This is a genomic window from Roseomonas sp. KE2513, from assembly GCF_016107305.1.
In the GTDB taxonomy this organism is placed as follows: Bacteria; Pseudomonadota; Alphaproteobacteria; order Acetobacterales; family Acetobacteraceae; genus Roseomonas.
Genome location: NZ_RCVR01000011.1, coordinates 12,661 through 35,827, shown reverse-complemented (window position 1 = coordinate 35,827; position 23,167 = coordinate 12,661). Strand labels below are relative to the sequence as shown.

Annotated in this window: 22 protein-coding genes and 1 tRNA gene; 8 read left to right on the top strand and 15 right to left on the bottom strand. The window is 68.0% G+C overall.

The window, feature by feature from the left end:
* Positions 1-7 precede the first annotated feature (7 nt).
* Complete coding sequence (locus tag D9599_RS13050) at positions 8-619, top strand: UbiX family flavin prenyltransferase (RefSeq protein WP_198381674.1); 612 nt, start codon at positions 8-10, stop codon at positions 617-619.
* 19 nt (positions 620-638) lie between these two features.
* Here the strand turns inward: D9599_RS13050 and D9599_RS13045 are convergent, their stop codons facing one another.
* The 6 genes from D9599_RS13045 to D9599_RS13020 are packed head-to-tail and all read right to left on the bottom strand — an operon-like array spanning position 639 to position 6,095.
* Positions 639-1,670 (bottom strand): acyl-CoA dehydrogenase, encoded by a 1,032-nt coding sequence (locus D9599_RS13045; protein ID WP_198381673.1) that lies wholly within the window; start codon positions 1,668-1,670, stop codon positions 639-641.
* Positions 1,670-2,821, bottom strand: a complete 1,152-nt coding sequence (locus D9599_RS13040) for an acyl-CoA dehydrogenase family protein (RefSeq protein ID WP_198381672.1) — start codon at positions 2,819-2,821, stop codon at positions 1,670-1,672. The genes D9599_RS13045 and D9599_RS13040 overlap by 1 nt, the downstream gene beginning before the upstream one ends.
* Positions 2,808-3,251: a Zn-ribbon domain-containing OB-fold protein gene (locus D9599_RS13035; RefSeq protein ID WP_198381671.1), complete on the bottom strand. Its 444-nt coding sequence runs from the start codon at positions 3,249-3,251 to the stop codon at positions 2,808-2,810. The genes D9599_RS13040 and D9599_RS13035 overlap by 14 nt, the downstream gene beginning before the upstream one ends.
* Positions 3,252-4,418: a thiolase family protein gene (locus D9599_RS13030; RefSeq protein WP_198381670.1), complete on the bottom strand. Its 1,167-nt coding sequence runs from the start codon at positions 4,416-4,418 to the stop codon at positions 3,252-3,254.
* A gap of 55 nt (positions 4,419-4,473) precedes the next feature.
* Positions 4,474-5,256: an ABC transporter ATP-binding protein gene (locus D9599_RS13025; RefSeq protein WP_198381669.1), complete on the bottom strand. Its 783-nt coding sequence runs from the start codon at positions 5,254-5,256 to the stop codon at positions 4,474-4,476.
* The gene (locus D9599_RS13020) at positions 5,256-6,095 is read right to left on the bottom strand and encodes an ABC transporter permease (RefSeq protein WP_198381668.1); all 840 of its coding nucleotides are present in this window, start codon (positions 6,093-6,095) and stop codon (positions 5,256-5,258) included. The genes D9599_RS13025 and D9599_RS13020 overlap by 1 nt, the downstream gene beginning before the upstream one ends.
* 252 nt (positions 6,096-6,347) lie before the next feature.
* Between D9599_RS13020 and D9599_RS13015 the strand changes: the two genes are divergently transcribed.
* On the top strand, positions 6,348-7,319 hold the full coding sequence (locus D9599_RS13015) for a LysR family transcriptional regulator (RefSeq protein WP_198381667.1): 972 nt from the start codon (positions 6,348-6,350) through the stop codon (positions 7,317-7,319).
* Here D9599_RS13015 and D9599_RS13010 read toward each other — a convergent pair.
* From D9599_RS13010 to ruvX, 4 genes are all read right to left on the bottom strand, one after another.
* Entirely contained in the window at positions 7,280-8,260 is a 981-nt protein-coding gene (locus D9599_RS13010) for an ABC transporter substrate-binding protein (protein ID WP_198381666.1), read from the bottom strand. The two genes, D9599_RS13015 and D9599_RS13010, sit on opposite strands and share 40 nt — an antisense overlap.
* Positions 8,261-8,291: 31 nt before the next feature.
* Positions 8,292-9,092 carry a crotonase/enoyl-CoA hydratase family protein gene (locus D9599_RS13005; RefSeq protein WP_198381665.1) on the bottom strand — a complete coding sequence of 267 codons (801 nt, stop codon included), beginning with the start codon at positions 9,090-9,092 and terminating at the stop codon, positions 8,292-8,294.
* A gap of 18 nt (positions 9,093-9,110) precedes the next feature.
* Positions 9,111-11,249 carry an acetate--CoA ligase family protein gene (locus D9599_RS13000; RefSeq protein ID WP_198381664.1) on the bottom strand — a complete coding sequence of 713 codons (2,139 nt, stop codon included), beginning with the start codon at positions 11,247-11,249 and terminating at the stop codon, positions 9,111-9,113.
* A gap of 225 nt (positions 11,250-11,474) precedes the next feature.
* Positions 11,475-11,936, bottom strand: coding sequence for a Holliday junction resolvase RuvX (gene ruvX / locus D9599_RS12995; protein WP_198381663.1), 462 nt, complete (start codon positions 11,934-11,936; stop codon positions 11,475-11,477).
* Between the two features lie 128 nt (positions 11,937-12,064).
* Between ruvX and gatC the strand changes: the two genes are divergently transcribed.
* From gatC to gatB, 3 genes are read left to right on the top strand one after another with little or no spacing between them, the layout of a single operon-like run.
* On the top strand, positions 12,065-12,352 hold the full coding sequence (gatC, locus tag D9599_RS12990) for an Asp-tRNA(Asn)/Glu-tRNA(Gln) amidotransferase subunit GatC (protein WP_198381662.1): 288 nt from the start codon (positions 12,065-12,067) through the stop codon (positions 12,350-12,352).
* On the top strand, positions 12,352-13,833 hold the full coding sequence (gatA, locus tag D9599_RS12985) for an Asp-tRNA(Asn)/Glu-tRNA(Gln) amidotransferase subunit GatA (RefSeq protein ID WP_198381661.1): 1,482 nt from the start codon (positions 12,352-12,354) through the stop codon (positions 13,831-13,833). Before gatC ends, gatA begins: the two co-directional genes overlap by 1 nt.
* Positions 13,830-15,281 carry an Asp-tRNA(Asn)/Glu-tRNA(Gln) amidotransferase subunit GatB gene (gatB, locus tag D9599_RS12980; protein ID WP_198381660.1) on the top strand — a complete coding sequence of 484 codons (1,452 nt, stop codon included), beginning with the start codon at positions 13,830-13,832 and terminating at the stop codon, positions 15,279-15,281. The genes gatA and gatB overlap by 4 nt, the downstream gene beginning before the upstream one ends.
* On the opposite strand, the gene D9599_RS12975 is transcribed toward gatB, so the two are convergent.
* The 3 genes from D9599_RS12975 to D9599_RS12965 form a co-directional block, all read right to left on the bottom strand.
* A complete protein-coding gene (locus D9599_RS12975; protein WP_198381659.1) occupies positions 15,208-16,218 on the bottom strand; it encodes an NAD(P)/FAD-dependent oxidoreductase in 1,011 nt (336 codons plus the stop codon). The genes gatB and D9599_RS12975 overlap by 74 nt on opposite strands.
* A gap of 81 nt (positions 16,219-16,299) precedes the next feature.
* On the bottom strand, positions 16,300-16,638 hold the full coding sequence (locus tag D9599_RS12970) for a TM2 domain-containing protein (protein WP_198381658.1): 339 nt from the start codon (positions 16,636-16,638) through the stop codon (positions 16,300-16,302).
* A gap of 4 nt (positions 16,639-16,642) precedes the next feature.
* A complete protein-coding gene (locus D9599_RS12965) occupies positions 16,643-18,094 on the bottom strand; it encodes a cytochrome P450 (RefSeq protein ID WP_198381657.1) in 1,452 nt (483 codons plus the stop codon).
* A gap of 102 nt (positions 18,095-18,196) precedes the next feature.
* Here D9599_RS12965 and D9599_RS12960 point away from each other — a divergent pair, with 102 nt between their 5' ends.
* Together D9599_RS12960 and D9599_RS12955 are read left to right on the top strand one after the other, a co-directional pair.
* Positions 18,197-18,826 (top strand): glutathione S-transferase family protein, encoded by a 630-nt coding sequence (locus tag D9599_RS12960; protein WP_198381656.1) that lies wholly within the window; start codon positions 18,197-18,199, stop codon positions 18,824-18,826.
* 95 nt (positions 18,827-18,921) lie between these two features.
* Positions 18,922-19,014: transfer RNA gene (locus D9599_RS12955), tRNA-Ser, on the top strand.
* A 208-nt stretch (positions 19,015-19,222) separates the two neighbouring features.
* On the opposite strand, the gene D9599_RS12950 is transcribed toward D9599_RS12955, so the two are convergent.
* Together D9599_RS12950 and D9599_RS12945 are read right to left on the bottom strand one after the other, a co-directional pair.
* Positions 19,223-20,185, bottom strand: coding sequence for a tripartite tricarboxylate transporter substrate binding protein (locus D9599_RS12950; RefSeq protein WP_198381655.1), 963 nt, complete (start codon positions 20,183-20,185; stop codon positions 19,223-19,225).
* Entirely contained in the window at positions 20,182-21,885 is a 1,704-nt protein-coding gene (locus tag D9599_RS12945) for an acyl-CoA dehydrogenase family protein (RefSeq protein ID WP_198381654.1), read from the bottom strand. The genes D9599_RS12950 and D9599_RS12945 overlap by 4 nt, the downstream gene beginning before the upstream one ends.
* A 100-nt stretch (positions 21,886-21,985) precedes the next feature.
* Between D9599_RS12945 and D9599_RS12940 the strand changes: the two genes are divergently transcribed.
* On the top strand, positions 21,986-22,891 hold the full coding sequence (locus D9599_RS12940) for a LysR substrate-binding domain-containing protein (RefSeq protein WP_198381653.1): 906 nt from the start codon (positions 21,986-21,988) through the stop codon (positions 22,889-22,891).
* Positions 22,892-23,167 lie beyond the last annotated feature (276 nt).

Genomic DNA, 23,167 nt, shown 5'->3' with positions numbered 1-23,167 from the left:
GCACCTCATGACCTCCGCTTCCCCTGCCTCGCCGGAAACGCCTCGGCGCCTGATCGTCGGGATCAGTGGCGCCTCGGGCGCGCTCTACGGCATACGGCTGCTTCAGCTTCTGCGCGGTTCTTCGATCCATACGCACCTGATCATGTCCCAGGCGGCACGGATTACACTTGCTCACGAGACGAACTTCAAGGTCGCGGACGTTGAGGCGCTGGCGGGCACCGTGCACCCGATCGGCGACATCGGCGCGGCGTGCTCCAGCGGATCCTTCCGCACGCTGGGCATGGTTGTCGCTCCCTGCTCAGTGAAGACGATGTCGGAGATTGCCACGGGAGTAACGGGCAATCTCCTGTCGCGCGCGGCCGATGTCGTACTGAAGGAACGCCGTCGGCTGGTTCTCATGCTTCGGGAGACGCCACTTCATCTCGGGCATATCCGTTCGATGGCGGCTGTGACGGAGGCGGGCGCCATCGTGTATCCGCCCGTGCCGGCCTTCTACGCGCGCCCTGCGTCCATCGAGGATATGGTGGACCACACGCTAGGGCGGGTCCTCGACCTCTTTGATGTGGACCTCGGCACGGTGCGTCGATGGACGGGGGAGCGGTCGCGGCCCTCGGCGTAACCGTTTCCAAAGAGCCGCTTCAGCGCTGACCCAGGTCCCGCCTGCACTCGGCTGGGCTTCCGAAAAGGCTTGCCAGAACCACGCCGCGGCGGAAGTGCAGGGCCAACTCCAGCTCGTCGGAGAAGCCTACCGCGCCGTGCATCTGCACCCCCTCCTTCAGCACCGCGCGAACGGCGGTCGAAGCCTTCGCCTTTGCCATGGCGCAGGCACGCGTCTCCTTGCCCGTGCCAATGGCCTGCGCCGCCTCGCGGACGAGGCTGCGCGTGCCGTGAATGGTAACGTGCATTGACGCGGCGCGGTGCTGCAACGCCTGAAAGGAGCCAATCGGAACCCCGAACTGGCGGCGCAGGCGCAGGTACTCGGTGGTCAGGTCGAGCACGCGCTGCCCGATGCCGACGAGGCTGGCGGCGGCGGCAAGCCGCAGCAGGTTCTGGGCTGTGGCAAACGCGCGCTCCGCCGCAGGTCCTTCTGCGATCCTCGTGCCCCCGGCCTCGGCGGGATTGAAGAACCAGAGTGCCCCGCCATCCAAGGCCCGCCGCATCGGCCAGCGGCCGCGCGCCTGCTGCGTGATGGGAACGGCAAGGAGGTGGAAGTGATCGTCCTGCCATTGGGCGCAAAGTACCTGACTGGCCCATTGTGCATCCGCCAGCACGTGGGACGGAGCATCCGCCAGTGGGAAATCGGCGCGCTGGGCGACGAGAAGCGTTGCCCGGCCCTCTGCGAAATCTGAGAGGAGCGCGCTGGTCGCGCTGGTGTCGCAGTCAGAGAGCAACCTCGCCGCCACAATGGCCGGACCAAGCGGTTCCGGCGCGAGCATCCCACCCAGGTTCTCGAGGAGCATCGCGAACTCACCGGGATCGGCGCCCCATCCGCCGGAATCCTCCCCGAGTAGAAGACGGAGCCAGCCGGCCTCGAGCAGCTCGTTGCCCAGACCTCGACTTGCGGCGGGTAAGTCGGCCGCGGCGCGCGCCCGCTCCCGCCGGCTGCCGGTGTCGAGCATCCTGGCCAGGCTGTCCGCCATCAGATGCAAGCCGTCGCTGCCTACGGACATCAGGCGCGCCCTTTCGGAAGGTCGAGCACGCGCGTGGCGACGAGGCCGCGCTGAATCTCGTTCGATCCGCCGTAGATCGACAGTCGGCGCGACTGCAGGAACAGCTCGCTGAAGTCGATGACTTCACCGCCCGACACCTCCGGGTATTTGAGCGCTGCCGCCGCACCGCAGATCTCCTGCTCGACGTCCAGGATGAACTGGGTCGTCTCGGAGCCGAGCAGCTTAAGGGTGGCCGCATCGACGGGGCGGCCGCAGCCTTGATCCTCGACAAGCTGGAGATAGGCGGCAACGAGCACCTCTGTCTCCGTCTCCGCCTCGGCCAGCCGAGCCCGGCCATCGGCATCGAGCCCCTCACCGAGCGCCCGGACAACGCGGCGCAGGCGCTCGAGCGCCCGGAGTGCATTGGAGGGAGAGCCGATCAGGACACGTTCCTGATCCAGGAGGGCCGTTGCCACCGTCCAGCCACTACCAGGTCGGCCGACGATATTCGCCCTCGGCACGTGCACCTCGTCGAGAAAAATCTCGGAGAACTCACGCTCGTCGGCAAGTGTGAGGATTGGGCGCCGCGTTATCCCGGGGCTCGTGAGATCGATCAGCACGAAGCTGATCCCCTCGCGTTTCGGCGCGTCCTCATCGGTGCGAACAAGGGCGTACATCCAGTCCGCGTGATGGCCCCAGGTCGTCCAGATCTTGTGCCCGCTGATGACGACCGCATCCTCCTCCAGACGGCCGCGCGTTCGCAGGGAGGCAAGGTCCGACCCGGCGCCCGGCTCCGAATAGCCTTGGCACCAGATCACCTCCCCTGAGAGGATCGCCTGGAGGTGTTGCGCCTTCTGCTCCGGCGATCCGAAGCGCTGCAAGATGGGGCCGATCTGATTCAGGCCCTGTGTCGGTAGTTCCGGCGCGCCAATCCGTGCGGCCTCCTCCATCAGGATGAGCTGCTGCACTGGGCTGGCCTCCATGCCGCCGAAGGCACGTGGCCAATGTGGTGCGATCCAGCCGCGCGCGGAGAGTTTCCGGTACCAAGAAAGAGCTGCTGCCGGCGCCGGCCGGAAGGTGAGATCGCGCAGCTCAGCCGGCAGCTCGGCCTCAAGCCAAGTCCGTACCTCATCCCGGAAGGCGGATTCTGCTGCTGATTCAGGGCGTAGCACCGGCCGCCTCCTGTTCCGCGACGAGCCGGAATGCGGGGTAGGGGATGCCACCATCGAGATGATCCCAGGCGAGCGCGACGCGCCGGCCGATCTGCGGCGAGTCCTCCTCCTTGCCGAAGACATTCCCGAGGATCCTGACCTTCTCATCGAGCTCCACGAGCGCAATGCGAAGCGGTAGGCGGCCACCGATGCCCGGCCCAGGCACGCGCAGCACTGTAAAGGCATAGATAAACCCGTTGCCTGAGACTTCGCGCCATTCAATGTTGCGCCGCCCATTATGGATGCTCACCGGCCTGGGGTGATGCTGAAAGCGGCCTGTGTCACGGCAGTACTGCAGCATCAGCCGGCCTTCCCGGGCGCCTTGCCAGAAAGGCTGCGTCGGTACGTAGATGTCGGGCTTGGGGACCGGGCGGCTCGTATGATCGGGCATTCAGACCTCCAGGATCATCGCGGCGCTCGTTCCCCAGTTCCGCCCGTAGGGAATGGTGCCGATGCCCGTGACGAGCGCGTTGCGCGGCGCGTCGATCTGACGCTCGCCCGCCTCACCGAAGAGCTGCCGCACCGCTTCCGCTAGGTTGAGGCCGCCGCTTGCCAGTCCGGGTTGTCCGGCAGAGATCTGTCCGCCGCCGGTGTTGAGGGGAAGCGAACCACGGACCGACAGGTCTGTGTCGCGCACGAAGGCGGAGCCCTCTCCGCGACCGCAGAAGCCGAATGCTTCCATCTGCATCAGCACGGCGATAGTGAAGTCGTCATAGGGCTGGAACATGGCGATTTCGGAGGGACGCAGGCCCGATTGGCGATAAACTTCCGGCGCGATCCTCCAGAAGCCGCTCTCCGTCATGTCGGGGCAGGACTGATCGCCGGCATAGTTCGTCACTTCGGCATAGGCAGCCGGACGCACGTAGGTTCCGAAGCCCCGCGCGCGCGCCTCGGTTTCGCTCATCACGAGAAAGGCGTTGCCGCCGTCGCAGAACATCACGCAATCCAGCACACGCAGAGGGTCGGCGATCATGCGGGAGCTGAGATACTCGTCCATCGTCAGCGGCTTACGGAATTTGTCGAGAGCGTTCGGGTTCTGAAGCGAGTGGGATCGCTGAGTGATGGCGATCTTGCCGAGCGCTTCGGGATCCAGGCCGTACTGGTGGTCGTAGCGGTTCATCAGCAGGCCGAAGGCGGCGGGCGGGCCCTGCACGCCGACAGGATCCTGAAACTCGCTTCGATAGGCGCCATAATCTGAGCGCCAGGCGGTGCTGGGCGCGTCGGCGGAGAGCACGACGGCGATGCGGCACATGCCGTCCCGGATGGCTGAACAGGCCCGCGCGACGCCACCGGATGCGGAACAGCCGCCAATGCCCCCCGCGTTGAGCCATGTCGGCGTCAGGCCGAGCGCATCGGCCATGTAGACCGCGAAGAACGGGTTCGAGGCCTCGCTCAAGGCGAGGGTTACGGAAAGGCCGTCGATATCGGCCTTCTCCAGCCCGTAGCGGTCCAGCAGATCCGCGAGCACCTCGCCTGCGATGTCGTAGGCACTGCGGCCGCTCCGGAAGGCGACCTTTGTCTCCGCATATCCGGTGATGACGATTTCGGGGCGGGTCATCAGAATGCCTTGGCAATGAGGATGTGGTGCGGAGCCGCATTTGCCTCGTGCAAACTCATTCCGCGGCGTCCGCCAGCGTGTCCGCGTCCTCGTGGCCGAGGACCTGTGCGATGCGCTCGTGCATCGCGGCGGTGGCTGCTGGGTCGGCGCGGGTGGCTGCGGTGACGTGTTCCACCAGTGCGATCCGGGCACCCTGGGTCAGGATCAGCGCGCGGTCCGCAATCTCAATCGCGTCTTCAATCCGGTGAGTGACGAAGAGACACGTCTTGCCGAACTCGGCGGCGATCCGCTTGAAGTCGGTGCGTAGGGCGCGGGCGGTGGCGTGGTCGAGCTGGCTGAAGGACTCGTCCAGGAAGATGATCGATGGATCGACCGCCAGTGCGCGGGCGAGGGAGACGCGTTGCCGCATGCCACCTGACAGCTCATGAACATACTTGTGCTCGGCGCCTCGCAGCTTCACGCGGTCGAGCCATGCCAGCGCGCGGCGCCGCGCCTCGTCCTTTGGAACGTTGAGGATCAGCAGGCCCAATTCTGCATTCTCGACCGCCGTGCGCCAGGGCAGCAGTCGATCGGTCTGGAAGCTCACGGCGATGCGACCGCGCAGTTGCTTGAACTGTCTGGACGGGTCACAGCCGGCAACGCTGATGGAGCCGCTGTCAGGGGCAATGGAGCCCATGACGAGGTTGAGGACGGTACTCTTGCCGGCGCCGGTGCGGCCAAGCAGGGCAACGATCTCGCCCTCCCCGACGGAGAAGCTGAGCTTGTCCACGGCCAGGAAGCTGGCGAAGCGCTTGGTGACCTCGCGCAGCTCGATCAGGGGTGCTCCCGCCGCGGCCATCAACGGACCTCCACCTCGGGGCGCCATTTCAGAGCAATCCTTTCGCACATGGATACGCCGGTCTGAAGCCCGATGTTCAGGAGCACGAGAAGGAAGGTCCAGGCGAAGACCTGATCGATCCGGAAAGTGGATTGCGCGAGGCTCATGCGCGACCCGATCCCGGAGGCCGAGGCGACGAGCTCCGCGAAGACGACCATTCGGATGGCGTAGCCGATCACCGATTTCATCGTGAGGAACACGTAGGGCACGACATGAGGAATCACGAGGAAGCGCAGAACTTGCCAACGCGAGGGACGGAAGCTCTCGACCACGTCCACCAGATCGCGCGGCAGCGCGCGGATACCGTCATAGATGCTCAGGGCGAAAAAGGGGACCAGGATGACCGTCAGAATGAAGAAGATCCGTGTCTCTGGGTCGCGGAACCAGAAGACAGCGAGCAGCATCCACGAGAGCGCGGGAATGCCGGTGTCGATGACGATGACGGCCCTGAGCGCAGGGCGGATGGTGCCGAACATCCCCATGGCGCCGCCAATGACGATGCCGAGAAGCATGGAGAACGCGACCGAGGCGAAGAGGCGCACGAGCGTGATCAGGACGTGCAATTCGTCAGCTGTCACGATGTCCCAGGTGGCGCGGAGGACGGTGGCCGGCGGTGGCATGATGTAGTCAGGAACGAAGTTGCTCGCGATCTGCATGGCCCCGAGCAGCACGATTACGACGGCGGCTGTGGAGAGGGCATCGGCTTGGCCCATCTTGAACTTGCCGCGCTTCGGCAAGGCGCTAGGGCGCAGCGCCGCTGGAGCGGGAAGAGCGAGGGTGGCGGCCTTGTCGTCGGTCATCAGCCTCTCGTCCTGTTATTGGTGACTGAAAGGGGCGAGGCTGCGTAGTCCTGGAACGCGTCCACTCTCACCTCCCGTCTCTTCTTCCGCGCTGTGGACAGCCCGGTCCGCGGCTCATGCGACCGCTTCGACGCTATTCTGGGTGGAGGCTAACAACCGGCAGAGCCTCCGCAAAAGCACGGAGTACGGCCGCGCCTTGTTCTAAATATGGGACGATCATAGGATCGCCGTAATGAAGGAGGAGGCGTTCCAATGAACCTCGACCTGAATGCGCTGCTTGTTTTTCACGAGGTGGTGAATGCGCAGAGCATCACCCGCGCTGCGCGAACGCTCGGCCTTCCGAAATCAACCGTTAGTCGAAAGATCATGCACCTTGAGAGCCAGGTCGGATCACCGCTCCTGAAGCGCGCCAACCGCTGTATCCGCATCACCGAAGAAGGACACCGCCTGCATGGCCACTGCGCCCGGATCGCGGCGGAGGTGGAGGATGCCGGGCTGCAGACAAGCGAGCGGCGCGGCAGTCTCACGGGAAAGCTGCGCGTGAGCATGCCTATCGACTTCGGGACGGGCTGGCTGAGCCGCGCCGTCGCATCTTTTGCAGCGCAGTACACGTCCATTGAGTTGGAGCTGCACGTGAACGGGCGGTGGGTCGATGTCTCCGAGGAGACCTATGATGTCGCCATCCATCTCGGCCCGCTGCTCAACACGCAGGTGCCCTTCCGTCGGCTGACGGCCCTAACCCGCGGTGTTTACGCCAGCCCCGAGTACCTGGCGCGCCACCCTGTCATGTCGCGTCGACTGGAGGAGCAGGAGTGCATCTTTACGGAGCAGCAGTTGGCCGAGGGGATCTGGGGGTCGGTGGCAGGCCCATCGCAGGCAAGGCGAGGAAGAATTGTGGTGAACAATATCGGCATTGCCCGGCAGCTTGTGCTCTCCGGGATCGGCGTCGGTGTCCTGCCCAACGTGATGTGCCGCACCGACGTGCGGAACGGGCGGCTGGTGCGGCTGGAGATGGAGCGCGAGGTTCCCGCCCTTGAAGCGTCAGCCACGTTCTTCTCGGGTCGCTATCTGCCGAGGAAGACAAAGGTCTTCCTCGACCATGTGGCGGAGTTCCTTGCCTCAGACGGGCCGGCTCGTGAGGACGCCTCCTCGCAACGCAATCTGCCCGCTGCCCGTCCCGATGCTCAGCTGGTGATAAAGAAGTCTTGGTCTACGGAGCGTTGAACCAGGCCGTTGCGCTTGAGGAATTCGCCGGCTTTCACCACGGCGTCGCGTTCGCTTGCGTCCGTCATAGGGCCGAAGCGGAAGCTCAGCCGCTTGGATGTCAAGGAGTCTGTGATCACCTCGGGCGGGAAGCCTGTTGCGCTGCCGACGCTCCGGACGGCTTCCTGTGGATCGGCGTTGATGCCGGCGATGCAGGCTTCGAAGACCTGGCGGACCTGTGCCACGGCTTGCGGGTTACGCTCCGCCCAGTCGTTCCGAACGGCCACGCCAAAATAGGGCAGCGTCGCCTGGTTCATTTCGCGATAGGCCTCGCCCGCGTTGAAGATCACGCGAAGGTCGGATCGGCGCTTCAGCCCAGCGCTGATATTCGGCTCCCAGGAGAGGCCGGCCTCGGCGCGGTTGGCCATTACAAGCGTCACGGCCGCGGCGGGGTTATCCACGCCCTGGACGGTGATGTCCTTGCCGACCTCCATGTTGTAGCGCTCGCGGATCAAGCCGGAGACCATGCGGTAGGTGCCGGTGGATTGTGCCGCGGCCAGCGTTTTCCCGCGGAGATCCTCGATGCCACGAACCGACCTGTCACCGGTGAGGACGAGGATCATGTCGGCCGTGGTGATGGTGCAGAGAAGGCGGATGGGCACGCCCGCCTGTTGCCGCGCCGCAAAGACATCCCAGCTGCCGATGCAGACGTCGTAGTTGCCGGCCGCGAAGTCGTTGTAATAGGTCGAGACGGTGGAATACTCGGTGGGCGACGCGAGATTGAGGCCGAAGCGCCCTGGTAAGCCCTTCGCGGCGATGGTGCGGGCGATGAGGACGGTAAAGCCCGGGACCAGATAGGCCCAGCGCGTGGCCCGTGCCTCCTGGGCCAGGGCGAGTGGCGGTGGCATAGCCAGAGCAGCGGCGCCACCGAGAAAGCCCCTGCGGTTCAGATTCCAGGACATTCGCCTCTCTCCCTTATCTTGTTCTTGAGCGCTACTCCGCTGCGCTGGCCGGGCGCGCGAGCGGCGTCGCGCGTTTCTGCAGGAAGTCGTTAAGCCGCTGCAGGGATTCCGGCGGGCGCGCCATGGAGGAATTCAGGTACTCCATGAACAACCCGTCGTCGTGAGACAGGTCGTTCACCCGGGGCAGGACGTTGGTGATCATCCAGTTCGTATTCGCCGTGTTGCCGGCGATCTTGGCGGCGAGCTCTTTCGCCTTCCCGAGGGCCTCGCCCGGCGGGACAACGTACTGCGCCAGGCGGTGCTCCCGCCCTTCCTCAGTCGAGAGCAGGCGACCGGTCAGCATCATGTCGGCCATGGTGGCGTAGCCGATGATCCGCTGAATGCGCACCGAGCCGCCACCGCCCACGAAGATGCCACGCTGGCCTTCCGGCAGGCCGAAAAAGGTTGTCTCATCCGCGACCCGGATATGGGCAGCCGCGGCGAGTTCCAGTCCTCCGCCGATAGTTGCGCCGTGCAGGGCCGCGACGAAGGGGATGGAGCCGCGGGCGATGAGGTCGAAGGTGGAGTGCCAGAGGTGCCGCGGCAGCCGCTTGCGCGGGCGCGGCGCGTCCGGCTGCAGGCGTGTTGCCAACTCCGCGAGATCCAGGCCGGCGGAGAAGTTCCCGCCATGGCCGAAGATGACGCCGGCATCTGCTTCCTCGCCGGCCCGGAGCACGGCGTCGCGCAGCGCGGTGATCGCGGCGTCGTTCATCGCATTGCGCTTGTCCGGCCTGTTCAGGCCGATGAGGGCGACCTTCCCGTCAAGCTCGTAGGTCACTAGATCCGAGGACATGCCGTTCTCCGCTCTTGTTCACGCGGTGACGACAAGGGCGTCGAGGGCCACCGCACCCTCGCCCTGCGCGTGCACCATCAGGGGATTAACGTCGATCTCGATGATCTCCGGGTGGTCGAGGAGAAGGTGCCCGATTGCGCGCACTGCGCGCGCCACCGCGCCGAGATCCACCGCCGGCCTGTTGCGGAAGCCGTGCAGCAGCTTCGCGGCCTTCAGTTGGTTTAACGCAGTGAGAACCTCCCCTTCCGAACAGTCTGCCGGGAGGAGGCGCACGTCGCCGAGCGCTTCGACGAGGACGCCGCCCAGGCCCACCAGCAGCACCGGTCCCCATTGGGGATCGCGCCGCCCACCGATGACGAGTTCCAGCCCCGGCGGCGACATCGCCTCCACCAGCACGCCGTCGAGGCGCAGGTCCGGTTGGGCTTGGCGGAGATTGCCCATCAGCCGGTCCCAGCCCGCACGTAGCGCCGCCTCATCCTTGAGGTTGAGGATGACGCCGCCCGCCTCCGTCTTATGCGCCAGCGCTGCGGCCTGGGCCTTCAGCACCACGGGATAGCCGATCTCCCCGGCAACCAGGATGGCTTGCTCGAGCGTGCCGGCCAGCCGGCCACCTGGCACGGAGATGCCGAGGGTCGCGAGGATTTCCTTGCCCAGCCACTCCGGTTGAGGCCCGGCGCCGCTCATCGCGGGCAGTTCGGGGGCGCGCGGCCGATCAGCTTGCGATGGCGCTGGCGGCGGGCTGCGCCGCAGCACATGCGCCATGGCCCGCAGCGTCCGGTCGGAGGAGCGGGAAACAACGACGCCGTGTTCCCGCACCGCCGCCAGCAACTCGGGCGGTAGCGGCGATCCATCGCCGAGGAGAGCGAGGGCCACCGGCTTGTGGCTGCCCCGCCGTGCCTCGAGGATATTGTTCAGGTAAGCGAGGGAGAGCTTAGGCGAAACCACGGGGATCGAGACCACGACCCCGCCGACAGAGGGTTCGGAGAGCAGGGCGGACGCACCCATCCCGACTAGGTCGGGCCGCCACACCGCCTCGGTGCCGAGATCGAGCGGGTTGCGGGGAGGGATAAAGGAGGGCAGTTGGGGCCGCAGCGCTGCTTCCGTTTCCGTCGAGAGGGGCGGGATGGCGATGCCCAGATCGTCGCAGAAGTCGTGCGCGATGCCGCAGAAGGCGCCGGAGAACGTCAGGATGCCGACGCCGCCGGGCGAGGGCCGAGGGTAGCGGGCGAGGATCTCGGCCGTGTCCAGCACCTCGTCAAGTGTATCCACCAGCACGACGCCGGCGCGCTCCGCCATCACCCGCATGACCGCGTGGTCGCCGGCAAGGGCGCCGGTGTGGGACTTGGCCGCCTCCTTCGCCCGCTGCCCGCGCCCGGGATGCATCAGCACGATCGGCTTGCCGGCCTCCCGCGCCCTTGCGGCCGCGCGCAGGAAAGCGCCGGGCTGCCGGATGTGCTCAGCATAGATCATGATCACGCGCGTGGCGGGATCGTCGATGAGGTGCAGGACGAAGTCGCCCAGGCCGAGGTCCATCTCGTTGCCTGTCGAGACGCTGTAGGAGACGGGCACGTTCCGGGCGTTCAGGCCCAGCCGCATATGGTTCCCGAGCCCGCCGCTCTGCGCGATGATCGCCACCGCGTCGGTGGTGCCGGGGGCGAGGCGGGGAACCTCGTTCACGCTCACGAAGGCGACGTTGAAGCCCTCGACGAAGTTCGTGTAGCCGATGCAGTTGGGCCCGACGACCGACATGCCGCTGGCCCGCACCATGCGGCTCAGCCGCTCCTGCTCCTGCCGCGCCGCCTCGCCCGTCTCGGCGAAGCCGGAGGCGAAGACCACGGCCGCGCCGACGCCGCGGGAGGCGCAGCCGGCCAGCGCTTCCTCCACGGCGGCGGCGGGGACGGTGAGAACCGCGAGGTCCACGCCCGCGGGCAGGGAGGCGATGTCGGTCCTGATCGGAAGCCCCGAGACCTCTCCGGCATTGCGGCCGATGAGGTGGATGTCTCCCGCAAAGCTGTTCGCCTGGAGGTTCTGCAGAACGATATGGCCCGCGGTGTTCGGCTTCGAGGACATGCCGACGATCGCGACGGATCGCGGGTTCAGCAGCCGGCCGATCGTTCGCGGCTGCCCATTTTCCAGGCGCGTGTACCCGTCGGCCATGAGGCTCCTCCCGCTATTCTTGGTCGGTGCCGGCTGGGACGCGACCGCGGGCCGGCAAGTTCTTGCCCTTTGCGTATCAACGGCCCTTCGGAAGCGGAAGCACCCCAGTCTTGTCCCGAGTTGTTCCAAAGCTGGGACGCTCCGGCCCCGCCTGGCCAGTTCGGCAACAGGAGGATCAGCGAGCGAGGCGCGGCCGCGTTCGGGCGGCCCCCGCCCGTGCCGGCATCACGGCCGCGTGGCGTCGAGCGCGGCTTGGAGCATGTAGGCGGCGGCGGCCGCGTCCACGGCCCGGGCGCGCTTGGCGCGGGTGAGGTCCGCCTCGATCATCATGCGGTTCACGGCCGAGGAGGAGAGGCGCTCGTCCCAGAGGGCGACGGGAAGGCCCGCCGCCTCCGAGACAGCCATGGCCCAGTCCTTGGCGGCCTGGGCGGCGGGGCCGAAGGATCCGTCCATCCCCAGCGGCAGGCCGCAGACGAGACCGGCCGCCCCCTCCTTTTCTGCAATGCGCCTGATCTCCGCGGCGGTGGGCGCGAGTTTGCCGCGGGGCAGGGCGGCATAGGGGGAGGCGAGCATCAGCAGAACGTCCGACAACGCGATACCGATGATCTTGCTCCCGGGGTCCAGGCCGATAAGGCGCGCGTGGCGGGGCAAGGCGGCCCGTAGGGCGGGAAGGGGGGTAATGGGCATGGGCGGAGTGTAGCGCGAGCGGCCACGCCGCGCCCGTCGTAGGGCGGGCCGGCTCCTGGCCCTTGACTTGCGGGGGCGTGGCGGCTTCCTGACCCCAATTCGGATAACCCTGGGAAACTCGCCCGACCATGTCGCTCGACCTGAAGACCGTGAGGCGCGTGGCCTCGCTCGCCCGGCTGCACCTGGAGGAAGGGGAGGACCAGCGCCTGCAGACGGAGCTGAACGGTATCCTCGGCTGGATCGAGCAGCTGCAGGCGGTGGATGTCTCGGGCGTGGAACCCCTCTCGGGTGGCGGGGGCACGGCCATGCCCATGCGTGACGACGTGGTGACCGATGGTGGCCAGGCGGAGGCGGTGCTCGCCAATGCCCCGGACCGCGCCGGCGAGTTCTTCTCCGTTCCGAAGGTTGTCGAGTGATGCATCCCACTGATTTCACGATCCGCGGCGCCCTGGAGGCTCTGGCGGAGGGGATTGTCACCTCGGAGGCGTTGACGGCGGCGCATCTGGAGGCGATCGGGGCGCTGAACCCCCGCCTGAACGCCTTTATCACCGTGACGGCCGAGCGCGCCCTGGAGGCCGCGCGCGCCTCCGACGCGCGGCGGGCAAATGGCGTGGCCGGGAAGCTTGAGGGCATTCCCTTGGCCATCAAGGACCTCTTCTGCACGCAGGGGGTGCGGACCACCGCCGCCAGCCGGATCCTTGGCGAGTTCGTGCCGCCCTATGAGAGCACCGTGACCTCCCACCTGCTACGGGACGGGGCGGTGTTCCTCGGCAAGGCTAATCTCGACGAGTTCGCGATGGGCTCCTCCAACGCGACTTCGGCCTTCGGGGGAGTGGAGAACCCCTGGAAGCGCGGGAACGACGACGGCACGACACTGGTGCCCGGCGGCTCCTCTGGCGGCTCGGCGGCGGCGGTGGCGGCGCGGCTTGCCATGGGCGCCACGGCGACCGATACGGGCGGCTCCATCCGGCAGCCCGCGGCCTTCTGCGGGATCGCGGGGATCAAGCCGACCTATGGGCGCTGCTCGCGCTGGGGCGTGGTGGCCTTCGCCTCCTCGCTGGACACGCCGGGCCCCGTCGCCCGCACGGTGGAGGACTGCGCGCTCCTGCTCGAGAGCATGGCGGGTTATGACCCGCGCGACGCGACGAGCGCGGATGTGCCCGTGCCGGACTTCGCCGCCGCCTGCGCGCGCGGCGTGAAGGGCCTTCGGATCGGTGTGCCGCGGGAGTATCGCCTGGAGGGGATGCCGGACGAAATCGAAGCGCTCTGGCAGCAGGGCCTGGACTGGCTGCGCGCCGAGGGGGCGGAGATCGTCGACATCTCCCTGCCGCACACGAAATACGCCCTGCCGACCTACTACATCGTGGCGCCGGCCGAGGCTTCCTCAAACCTCGCGCGCTACGACGGCGTGCGGTACGGCATGCGGCAGGAAGGCGCTGACCTGAAGGACCTCTACGAGCGCACCCGCGCGGCGGGCTTCGGGGACGAGGTGAAGCGCCGGATCATGATCGGCACCTATGTGCTGAGCGCCGGCTACTACGACGCCTATTACGTCCGCGCCCAACGCGTGCGAGCGCTGATCAAGCGCGACTTCGACGAGGCCTTCGCCAAGGTGGACGCGATCGTGACGCCGGCGACGCCCTCCGCCGCCTTCGCGGCCGGGGAGAAGCAGGACGATCCGGTGGCGATGTACCTGAACGACGTGTTCACCGTGACGGCGAACCTGGCGGGAAACCCGGGCCTCGCGGTGCCGGCGGGCTTCGACCGCCAGGGCCTGCCGCTCGGCCTGCAGGTGTTGGGGCGGAACTTCGACGAGGAGACCGTCTTCGCGGTGGGGACGGCGATCGAGCGCGCGGCCGGAATCACGGCGCTGCCGCAGGTGAGGGCCTTCGCATGAGCTACACCATCGAGGGCGAGACGGGCCCCTGGGAACTGGTGATCGGGCTTGAGGTGCATGCCCAGGTGACCAGCAACGCGAAGCTGTTCAGCGGGGCGGCGACCGCCTTCGGCGCCGCGCCGAACAGCCAGGTGAGCTTCGTGGACGCGGGCTTCCCGGGCATGCTGCCGGTGATCAACAGGGAATGCGTGGCCCAGGCCGTTCGCACGGGGCTCGGGCTGAATGCCGAGGTGCATCCCTGGTCACGCTTCGACCGGAAGAACTACTTCTACGCGGACCTGCCGCAGGGCTACCAGATCAGCCAGTTCGCCCACCCAATCGTCGGTAAGGGGGTGATCACGGTCGAGCTGTCGGACGGCAGTGTGAAGGAGATCGGCATCACGCGCCTGCACCTGGAGCAGGACGCGGGCAAGTCGCTGCACGACCAGCATCCGTCGAAGTCCTATATCGACCTCAACCGCTCCGGCGTCGCACTGATGGAGATCGTGTCGGAGCCTGACATGCGCTCGCCGGAGGAGGCGGGGGCATATGTCACGAAGCTGCGGCAGATCCTGCGCTATCTCGGCACCTGCGACGGGAACATGGAGGAGGGGTCGCTGCGGGCGGACGTGAATGTTTCTGTCCGAAAGGCGGGCGAGGAGTTCCGCACGCGCTGCGAGGTGAAGAACGTCAACTCCATCCGCTTCGTCATGCAGGCGGTGGAAGCGGAGGCGCGGCGGCAGATCGAGGTCTGGGAGTCGGGCGGCACCGTCGAGCAGGAAACGCGGCTCTTCGATACCACGCGCGGCGAGACGCGCTCCATGCGGAGCAAGGAGGACGCGCACGACTATCGCTATTTCCCCGATCCGGACCTGCCGCCGCTGGTGATCGATCCTGCTTGGATCGAGCAGCTGCGCCAGGGCCTGCCGGAGCTGCCGGACGCGCGGCGCGCGCGCTACGTGAACGAGTTCGGCCTCTCGGCCTACGACGCTTCGGTGCTGGTGGCCGAGCGGGAGACGGCCGCCTTCTACGAGGAGGTGGCGGCGGGGCGCGACCCGAAGGTGGCGGCCAACTGGGTGATGGGCGACTTCTTCGCCATGCTGAACCGCATGGGCAAGGGGATCGTGGATAGCCCGGTTACGGCCAAGCATCTTGGGGCGCTGCTGGACCTGATCGCGGACCGCACCCTCTCGGGCAAGATGGCCAAGGAGGTGCTGGAGGCGATGGGCGAAACGGGCAAGCCGCCCGGCACCATCGTGGAGGAGCGCGGGCTGCGACAGGTGACGGATACCGGCGCCATTGAGGCTGCGGTGGACGCGATCCTGGCCGCCAATCCCGACAAGATCGCCCAGTACCGGGAGAAGCCGACGCTGTTCGGCTGGTTCGTTGGTCAGGTCATGAAGGCGATGAAGGGGCAGGGCAACCCGGCTCTGGTGAACGAGGTGCTGAAGGCGAAGCTGGAAGCCTGACCGGCCGGACGGGCTTGTCCGGCTCGTCCTCGGTCGGCAGCTCGCAGCGGTTGTGGATGTCGGTGGCGGCGACGGCGGCGTGGCCCATGGCCACGACGATTTGGTTGAGACCCCGCACCACGTCCCCGGCAGCGTAAAGGCCGGAGATGCTGGTACGGTTGTGATCGTCTACGATCAGTGCGCCGACCTCGTCGTGCTCCGCACCCAGCGCGAGGGCGAGGTCGGAGCGGACCTTCAGGCCGAGCGCGGAGTAGAGAGTATCAAAGCGGTACTCGTCGCCCCCGGCGCGCAGCGCGGCGATGCGGTCGCCCTCCACCTCCAGCGTTTCGATAGGAGAGGTGATGACGGTGATGTCGTGCTCGCGGGCACGGGCTTCGTCATCATTCGAGAGGGGCTGGCCGAGGGTGAGCAGCGTCACGTCCTTCGTGTAGCTGCGCGCCACGAAGACAGCCTCCCCCAGGCCCCGGGCGCCGTGGCCGAGGACGGCGACGCGGCGGTTGCGCGCCTCGTAGCCATCGCAGATCGGGCAGTATCGGATGAGGCCGCGCTGCAGGGCATCGGGGTGGTCGGGCAGGGCGGGTTCGACGTCGACGGCGCCGGTGGCGAGCAGCACACGGCGGGCGAGGATCGGGGGGCCGCCGTCCTCGAGCGCGGCGACGAAGTGGCCCTCCCGCTTCTCAATCGCCGCAACCCGGACGAGCCGGGGCTCGACACCGTACTGCGCGAGGTTCTGCCGCTGGCGATCGAGCAGGGCAGGGCCGGCGATCCCCTCCGCGAAGAGGGGGAAGTTGTGGGTGTTGGGGATCCAGGCGGCCCGGCTGGCGCCGCCGTCCACCAGGGCGATGCGGCGGTTGAAGCGGGCGAGATAGAGGGCCGCGGTAAGGCCAGCGGGACCACCCCCGATGATCAGGCAATCGAGGACGCCGTCATCGGCCATGTTGCTGCTACCCCTCCGTCTGAGAGGAGGACGCACGAGGATCGTCACCGTTTCATTCAGTCAGACAGAATGGTCGCCCGCCTAGCGCCCCAACGAGGCGATGAGCCGGTTGTTGTGATTCCGGATCATGCCGGGGATGAGGAAGGCATCTATAAGGACCCAGAGGGCGACGACGAAGAGGCCCGCATAGCCGATCAGCACGAAGGTCATGAGCATCGAGAGCAGCGTGATGACGAGTTGGGCGACGCCGCTGCCCGTGCGGCCCGCGTAGAAGCGGTGGGCGCCAAAGGAGCCGAGGAAGAACCAGAGAAGATAGGCCACCAGCGTCGATCGCTTGTTGGCATCGTAGCGCATGAGGGCGGTGGCGTCGTCGAGCCCTGCGGGGCGGCTCGGCCCGGGCCCGGTGATGGGGACTGGCATGGCGTCAAGCGAATCCTCGGCGGTCATCGGCATGATGGGGCGTGGCGCCGGCCGGGGCCAGGGCTTCGCCCGCGGCCGCCGGGCGACGGGGGAGAACGCGCATCGGCATGCCGCGCGCAGGGCGCAAGGTGATGCGCATGGACAGGCCAGGATCGAAGCCCGGCTCTGGCCGCAGCGCGACGGCAGGGAGGAGTGTGGCGAGGATGGCGGTCGCCTCATCCATCGCGAAGCCGGCGCCGATGCAGGTGCGCGGCCCGGCGCCGAAGGGAATCCAGGCGTGGCGGTGGCGGGCTTTCACGGCCTCGGGCGTGAAGCGGCCCGGCTCGAAGCGGTCCGGTTCCTCCCAGAGCGCCCGGTGGCGATGGGTGGCGATGACAGGGATGAGCACGGTCGTGCCCGCCTCCACTGCCGCGCCGCCGAGGTTCGTCGCCCGCTGCGCCGTGCGGGCGATGATCGGGGCGGGCGGGTAGAGGCGCAGGACTTCCTGGATGGTCTGCCGCGTACGGGTGAGAGAGGAGATATCGGCCGGCCTCAACGGGGCGCCGCGCGTCACGGCGGCGATTTCGTCCAGCAGGCGCGCTTCCTCCGCCGGATAGTGAGCCAGGAGGTGGAAGGCCCAGGTGAGGGCGAGGGCCGTGGTCTCGTGCCCGGCGGTGATGAAGGTGAGGAGGTTATCGGCGATATCGCGGTCGTCCATCGCCGCCCCGCTCTCCGGATCGCGCGCGGCCAGGAGGTGGGCGATCAGGTCGTCGCGGCCGGAGCCGAGGCGCCGGCGCTCGGCGACCAGCCGCAGCAATTCGGCGCGGAGGTGATCCCGCGCACGGGCGGCGCGGCGGCGGCCCGGATGGGGCGTCCAGGCCGGGGCGCCGAGAATGGCCAGGGCGATGGCCCAGCCGGTGCTCGCCAGGTACTCGGTGATGCCCGCTTCCACTCGCGCCACATCGATGGCGCCCTGGCCAGAGAGCATCGTCTCCACGATGATGTCGAAGGTGGTTCGCATCATCTCGTGGCCGAGTTCGACCTCGGTGCCGGGGGGCAGGGCGAGCCAGCGGTCGCAGGTGCGGGCGGCGGCCTCCAGCATCGGGCCCAGGAAGGCGCGCTGGCGCTCCGGGCGGAAAATCGGCGCGACGGCCCGGCGCTGCCGGCGCCAGCGCTCCCCATCGGCCGTGAGGATCGCCTCGCCGAGCGCGGGGCTGAGGGCGCGGCGCATGGTGTCCGACTTCGCGAAGGCAGCTGCGTCGGTGAGGAGGACCCGCTCGATCAGCTCTGGCGCCATGACGAGGAGCCGCTCCCGCCCAAGCACGCGGCGGTGGAGCATGGGCCGCTCGAAGGCGGCCTGCGGGATGGCGTCTAGCGGGTTGCGGATGATGGCCCGCAGATAGGCAAGGCCGACCAGCGGCGCCTCGGGCGGGCAGGGGCGTGCGAGGCCGGCGGGTGGCTCGAGGGCGGCGGGCATGGGGTCCGGATATCGTTCGCCGGCCGCGGTGCTTCCAGGCCCGGGTGGGGTCCCTTTCCAGGCGCACGAGGGGAGGCGATGCTCCCGGCAGAGGAGAGACCGATGATCACCCTGCACAGCTGGAACACGCCCAATGGCCGCAAGATCAGCGTGGCGCTGGAGGAGATGGGGCTGCCCTACACGGTGAAGACCGTGAACATCGGGCAGGACGAGCAGTTCCGGCCCGAGTTCCTGGCAATCAGCCCGAACAACCGCATCCCGGCCATCGTGGACGACGAGGGACCAGGCGGGCAGCCGATCAGCATTTTCGAGTCCGGCGCGATCCTTCTTTACCTGGCGGAGAAGACGGGGCGCTTCATGCCCCGTGATCTCCGCGCGCGAGTGCCCGTGCTGGAGTGGCTGATGTGGCAGATGGGCGGCTTCGGGCCGATGCCGGGCCAGGTGCATCACTTCCTCATGCAGCCCGAGGGGCCCGCGCGGGACTACGGGCTTGCCCGCTACGGCAAGGAGACGAGGCGCCTCTACGGCGTGTTGGACAAGCGCCTGGCGGGCCGCGACTACGTGGCAACCGAGGGAGAGCCGAGCATCGCGGATTTTGCCATCCTCGGCTGGGCGTGGCGGCACGAGCGGCACATGGTGCCCTTCGACGACCTGCCGAATGTCGGTGCCTGGTACGAGCGGATGATGGCGCGGCCCGCCGTGCAGCGCGGCTTTGAGGTGGCGCTTTCCTGAGGCGAACGCCCGAATGTCCTGCGGGGAGGATTTGACGCGGCGCGAGGGGATCGCTAGAAGCGCCTTCTGCAACGCCGTGTGACTTCCACTCCTGCGGAGGGGTGGCCGAGTGGCCGAAGGCGGCGGTTTGCTAAACCGTTATAGGATGTCAAGTCCTATCGTGGGTTCGAATCCCATCCCCTCCGCCATTTTCTCCGTTTTAATCGTCGATGTTGTGGGTTGGTGTGCGAGTGCGCCGCCACTCGGCCGCCGAGTCTGACCAGCCCTCGTAAGGGCTGGGCAATTTCTTATGGAACATGGTGGTGGTGCGGCCTGCGCCGGAGAGGCGAGGCCCGTCGGGGACGGCGGAGGGAGAGGTATGGGCTGGGAAGGCTTCCCGACAGCCGCTACTGGCCCTCAATCAGCTTTCACCTTCGCCTCACGGATGACCCGCGCCCAGCGCGCGGTCTCTGACGCCATGAGTGCGGTCAGCGCCGCCGGTGTCAGCTCTGGCGCGACCTGCATGCCCTGGTTCTCGAGGAAGCGTTGCATCTCGGGCTGAGCGATTGTCGTGGCAAACACCGCACGAAGCCGCTCCCGCACCGGTTCCGGCGTGCCTGCCGCCAATACCAAGCCGAAGAAGACTGAGGCATCGTAGCCCGGCAGTCCTTGCTCCGCCACGGTCGGCAGGTCCGGCAACACGGCGGAGCGTTCCGCTGTCGTGATGCCAAGCGCCCGCACGCGGCCGCCCTGCAGGTGAGGGAGCGCGGTCAGCACGTCGGTGAACACCATGGCCACGTGCCCGGCCACCAGGTCGTTCAGCGCCGGTCCCGTGCCGCGATAGGGGATGTGCTCGATGCTCGTGCCCGCCATCGAGTTGAATAGCGCCCCCGCGAGATGCGAGGACGCCCCGTTCCCCGAGGAGCCGAAGGCCAGCCGCTCGCGCTTCGAGAGAACGATCAGATCCTGCACGTTCCCGGCAGGAACGTTCGCGTTCACCGCCAGCACATTCGGGATGCGCCCGAGCGGTGCGACAGGCGTGAAATCCTTGGCCGGATCGTAGGACTGCCCGGGATAGAGCATCCTGTTGATCGTAAGCGGCCCCGAGGTGCCGAAGAGGATCGTGTGCCCGTCCGGCGCGGAGCGCGCGACGAACTCCGCCCCGATGTTCCCGCCTGCGCCCGCGCGGTTCTCCACCACGACTGTCTGCCCCAGGCCTTCCCCGAGGCTTGCCGCAAGCCGCCGAGCGATAAGGTCCGTCGGCCCACCGGGCGAGAAGGGGACGACGAGCGTGACGGGCCTTGCGCCCGGCTGCGCCCGTGCGGGCCGTGCCAGGGCGCCGAGCGACGCCGCGGCCATAAGGGTGCGACGATCCATCATGCGTTCCTCTCCATTCCTGCGCCGGGATCGTTCAGCAGGTCCCGGTCGGCCTCATCCCTTTCTTCCGCCATCAGCGGGTCGCGCGGTAGCACGCGGTGCCGCAGCACCAGCCGTGCCAGCGCCAGCCGTTCCGGCAGGCCCAGCCGTCCCGCTTCCCAGGCCATCGCGGCGGCGGAGGTCACGTGATACAGCGCCGAGGCCGCTTGCCGCGCGAGCGCCGGATCGTCCTGCGCCGCTTCCGCGAGGGCGATCGCGCGTTCCAGCGCCGCCGCTGCCTCGGGCAGCGCTTCGTTGTTCCCCAGCAGCCCGCGGGCATGGTCGCGCAGCAGAGGCAGCGATCCCTCTCGCGTCGCGGCGCGCAGCACGTCCAGCGCGACGATGTTGCTCGTGCCCTCCCAGATGCTTCCGAGATGGGCGTCGCGCAGCAGCCGGGCGTCGGACCACTCTTCGATGTAACCGCAGCCGCCGCGTACCTCCATCGCGTCGCCCGTCACCTTGCGGGCGTCGCGGCAGGCGCGGAACTTGAGCAATGGCGTCAGGATACGCAGCAGCGCGTAGGCGCCTTCCTCACCGGCATCGGCTCGGCGCAGGGCATCGGCGGTCTGGAATACCATCGTCCGCGCCTGTTCCATCGGAACGGACATCTTCAGGAGTTGTCGCCGCATCAGCGGCATCTCGACGAGTCGCCGGCCGAAGGCAACGCGCCGGTGCGCGATGAACAGCGCCTCCGTCACCGCGCGTCGCATCATCCCCGCCGCGCGCACGCCGTTCGAAAGTCGGGAGTTGTTCACCATATCCGCCATCTGGCGGAAGCCGGCCTCCGGCTCCCCCACCAGCCAGGCAACGGCGCCGTTCATCGTCACCTCGCCGGAGGCCATGGAGCGCGTGCCGAGCTTCGGCTTCAGACGAACGATCCGATGGCTGTTCGGCGTGCCATCCGGCAACTCGCGCGGCAGGAGAAAGAGGGAGACACCCTTCAAGCCCGGCGCGCCGCCCTCGCGCCGCGCCAGCACCATCGCCAGCTCCGCATCCGGGTTGGAGCAGAACCACTTGTCCCCGCTCAGCGCCCAGGTGCCATCCTCGCGGGGCGCCGCGCTGACTACGGTGGCAGCGATGTCCGATCCCGCGCCCTGCTCCGTCATGAACATCGCGCCCTGGTGCAGGGCATCTAGGTCTTGGCTCGTCAGCGCCGGGAGGTAGCGCGCCACCAACTCGGGCGCGCCGAACTTTCGCAGCGTTCGCGTCAGGCTGTCCGTCATTGAGACGGGGCAGCAAAGGCCGAATTCCGCCTGCACGAAAAGATAGGTCAGTAGGTACTTCGCGGCCGGCGGCATAGGGGCATCCCAGCCCAGCACCCCGCCTCGATGCGACAGGGCCGCGAGGCCGAATTCCCCGAAAGCCAGCCGCTCCATCTCGCGATAGGCCGGGTGGTACTCGACGGACTGCGCGTCCTCGCCCCGCCGGTTGCGGTGGTGCAGCACCGGAGGGTTCCCGTCCGCTTCCATGGCCAGCCGGTCCAGCCTGCCGCCCGCCAGCGCGCCCAGTCGGTCCAGATGCGGGGCCAGATGCGCGGCGAGCCCCTCCGGCAGGTAGAGCGAGGCCATCCGCGCCAGCACCGGGTCGGCGCGGAACAGGTTCAGCCCCTGGCTATCGGGAATCGCGGCAGCACCGGCCGGAGGGCCGGGAGGGCGGATGTGCATGGAGCGTTTCTCGATGCCTGGTTGCCCCGAGGGTGGTACCGGCGACCCGGGGCTCCAATCGATTTGTTTGGCATCTTCGTTGAGTTAGGCTCAACGGAGCATGACCTACCGGCGTCTTCCCTCCCTCGTCGCACTCCGCAACTTCGAGGCTGCGGCGCGCCACCGCAGCGTCACCCGCGCGGCCGGCGAGCTTCACGTCACGCCCGGGGCCGTCAGCCGCGGCGTGCGTGCATTGGAGGAGGAGGTTGGCACGGCTCTCTTCACCCGTAGCGCTGCCGGGCTCGTTCTCACCCCTGCCGGGGAGGCGCTCCTTGCCGCCTCGAAGGAGGGGCTGGACCGCATTGCGGCCGGCCTTGTCGCCATGCGTCAGGCGGCGCCTCCAAGGAGGCTGCGGATCGGTGCCTACACGCTTTTCGCCAGCCGGTGGCTCATCCCTCGCTGGAACCGCCTGCGGGAGAGCCATCCAGGCTTGGAGTTGGACCTGCAGACCAGCGCCGATCCGCTGGAACTCCTGCCCGGCGCCTTCGACGCTGTGATCGCCGTGGCGGATGCCCGTCCCCGGCTGGGCCTCTTCTCCCTGCCGCTCGTGCCGATCGAGACGATGCCGGTGATCTCCCCCGCGCTCCTGCCCGGCTTCGACTGGCACCGCGCGACGCTGCTGCACTCACGCCAGCGGCCGGATGACTGGCCACGCTGGCTCGCGGCCGCCGGAATCGAGGTGCCGGACCCCACCCGCGGGCCCCGGTTCGAAAGCATCGCCCTCGCGCTCGACGCGGCCGCCGAGGGGCTCGGCGTCGCGCTCGCCATACGCGCCCTGGTAGGTGCGGATATCGCAGCCGGTCGCGTGGCCGCGCCACACCCCTTCATCCGCAGCACCACCCGCAGCTTCACCCTGCTGCATGACGCGGAGCGGAAGGCGGATCCGGCCTTCGCCGCGCTGCGCGCCTGGCTGGCGACGGAGGCCGCGCGGGAGGGCATCGATGATCCGCGGCAAACCCATCCGTGAGGCTTGCGGACCGTCGCTCATGCACCTGATCCGCCTCTCCGACGCCTCGGTAGCGAGAGGTCCGGTGAGCCGTGCACCTTTGAAGCGCGGCCGGCGATGCGCGGCTACCGCCATGGCGGCGCGAAACCGGTGCGGTGGTCATCCGGTTGATGCCGGCACATATTCCCCTTGGCAGTGATGGCACGGAAGACTAGCTCATGCGGCCCATGATGGACCTCTCAACCTGGGCCGACCGCAGCATGGATCGGCTCCTCGCGCGTCTCGCGCGTGAAGGGG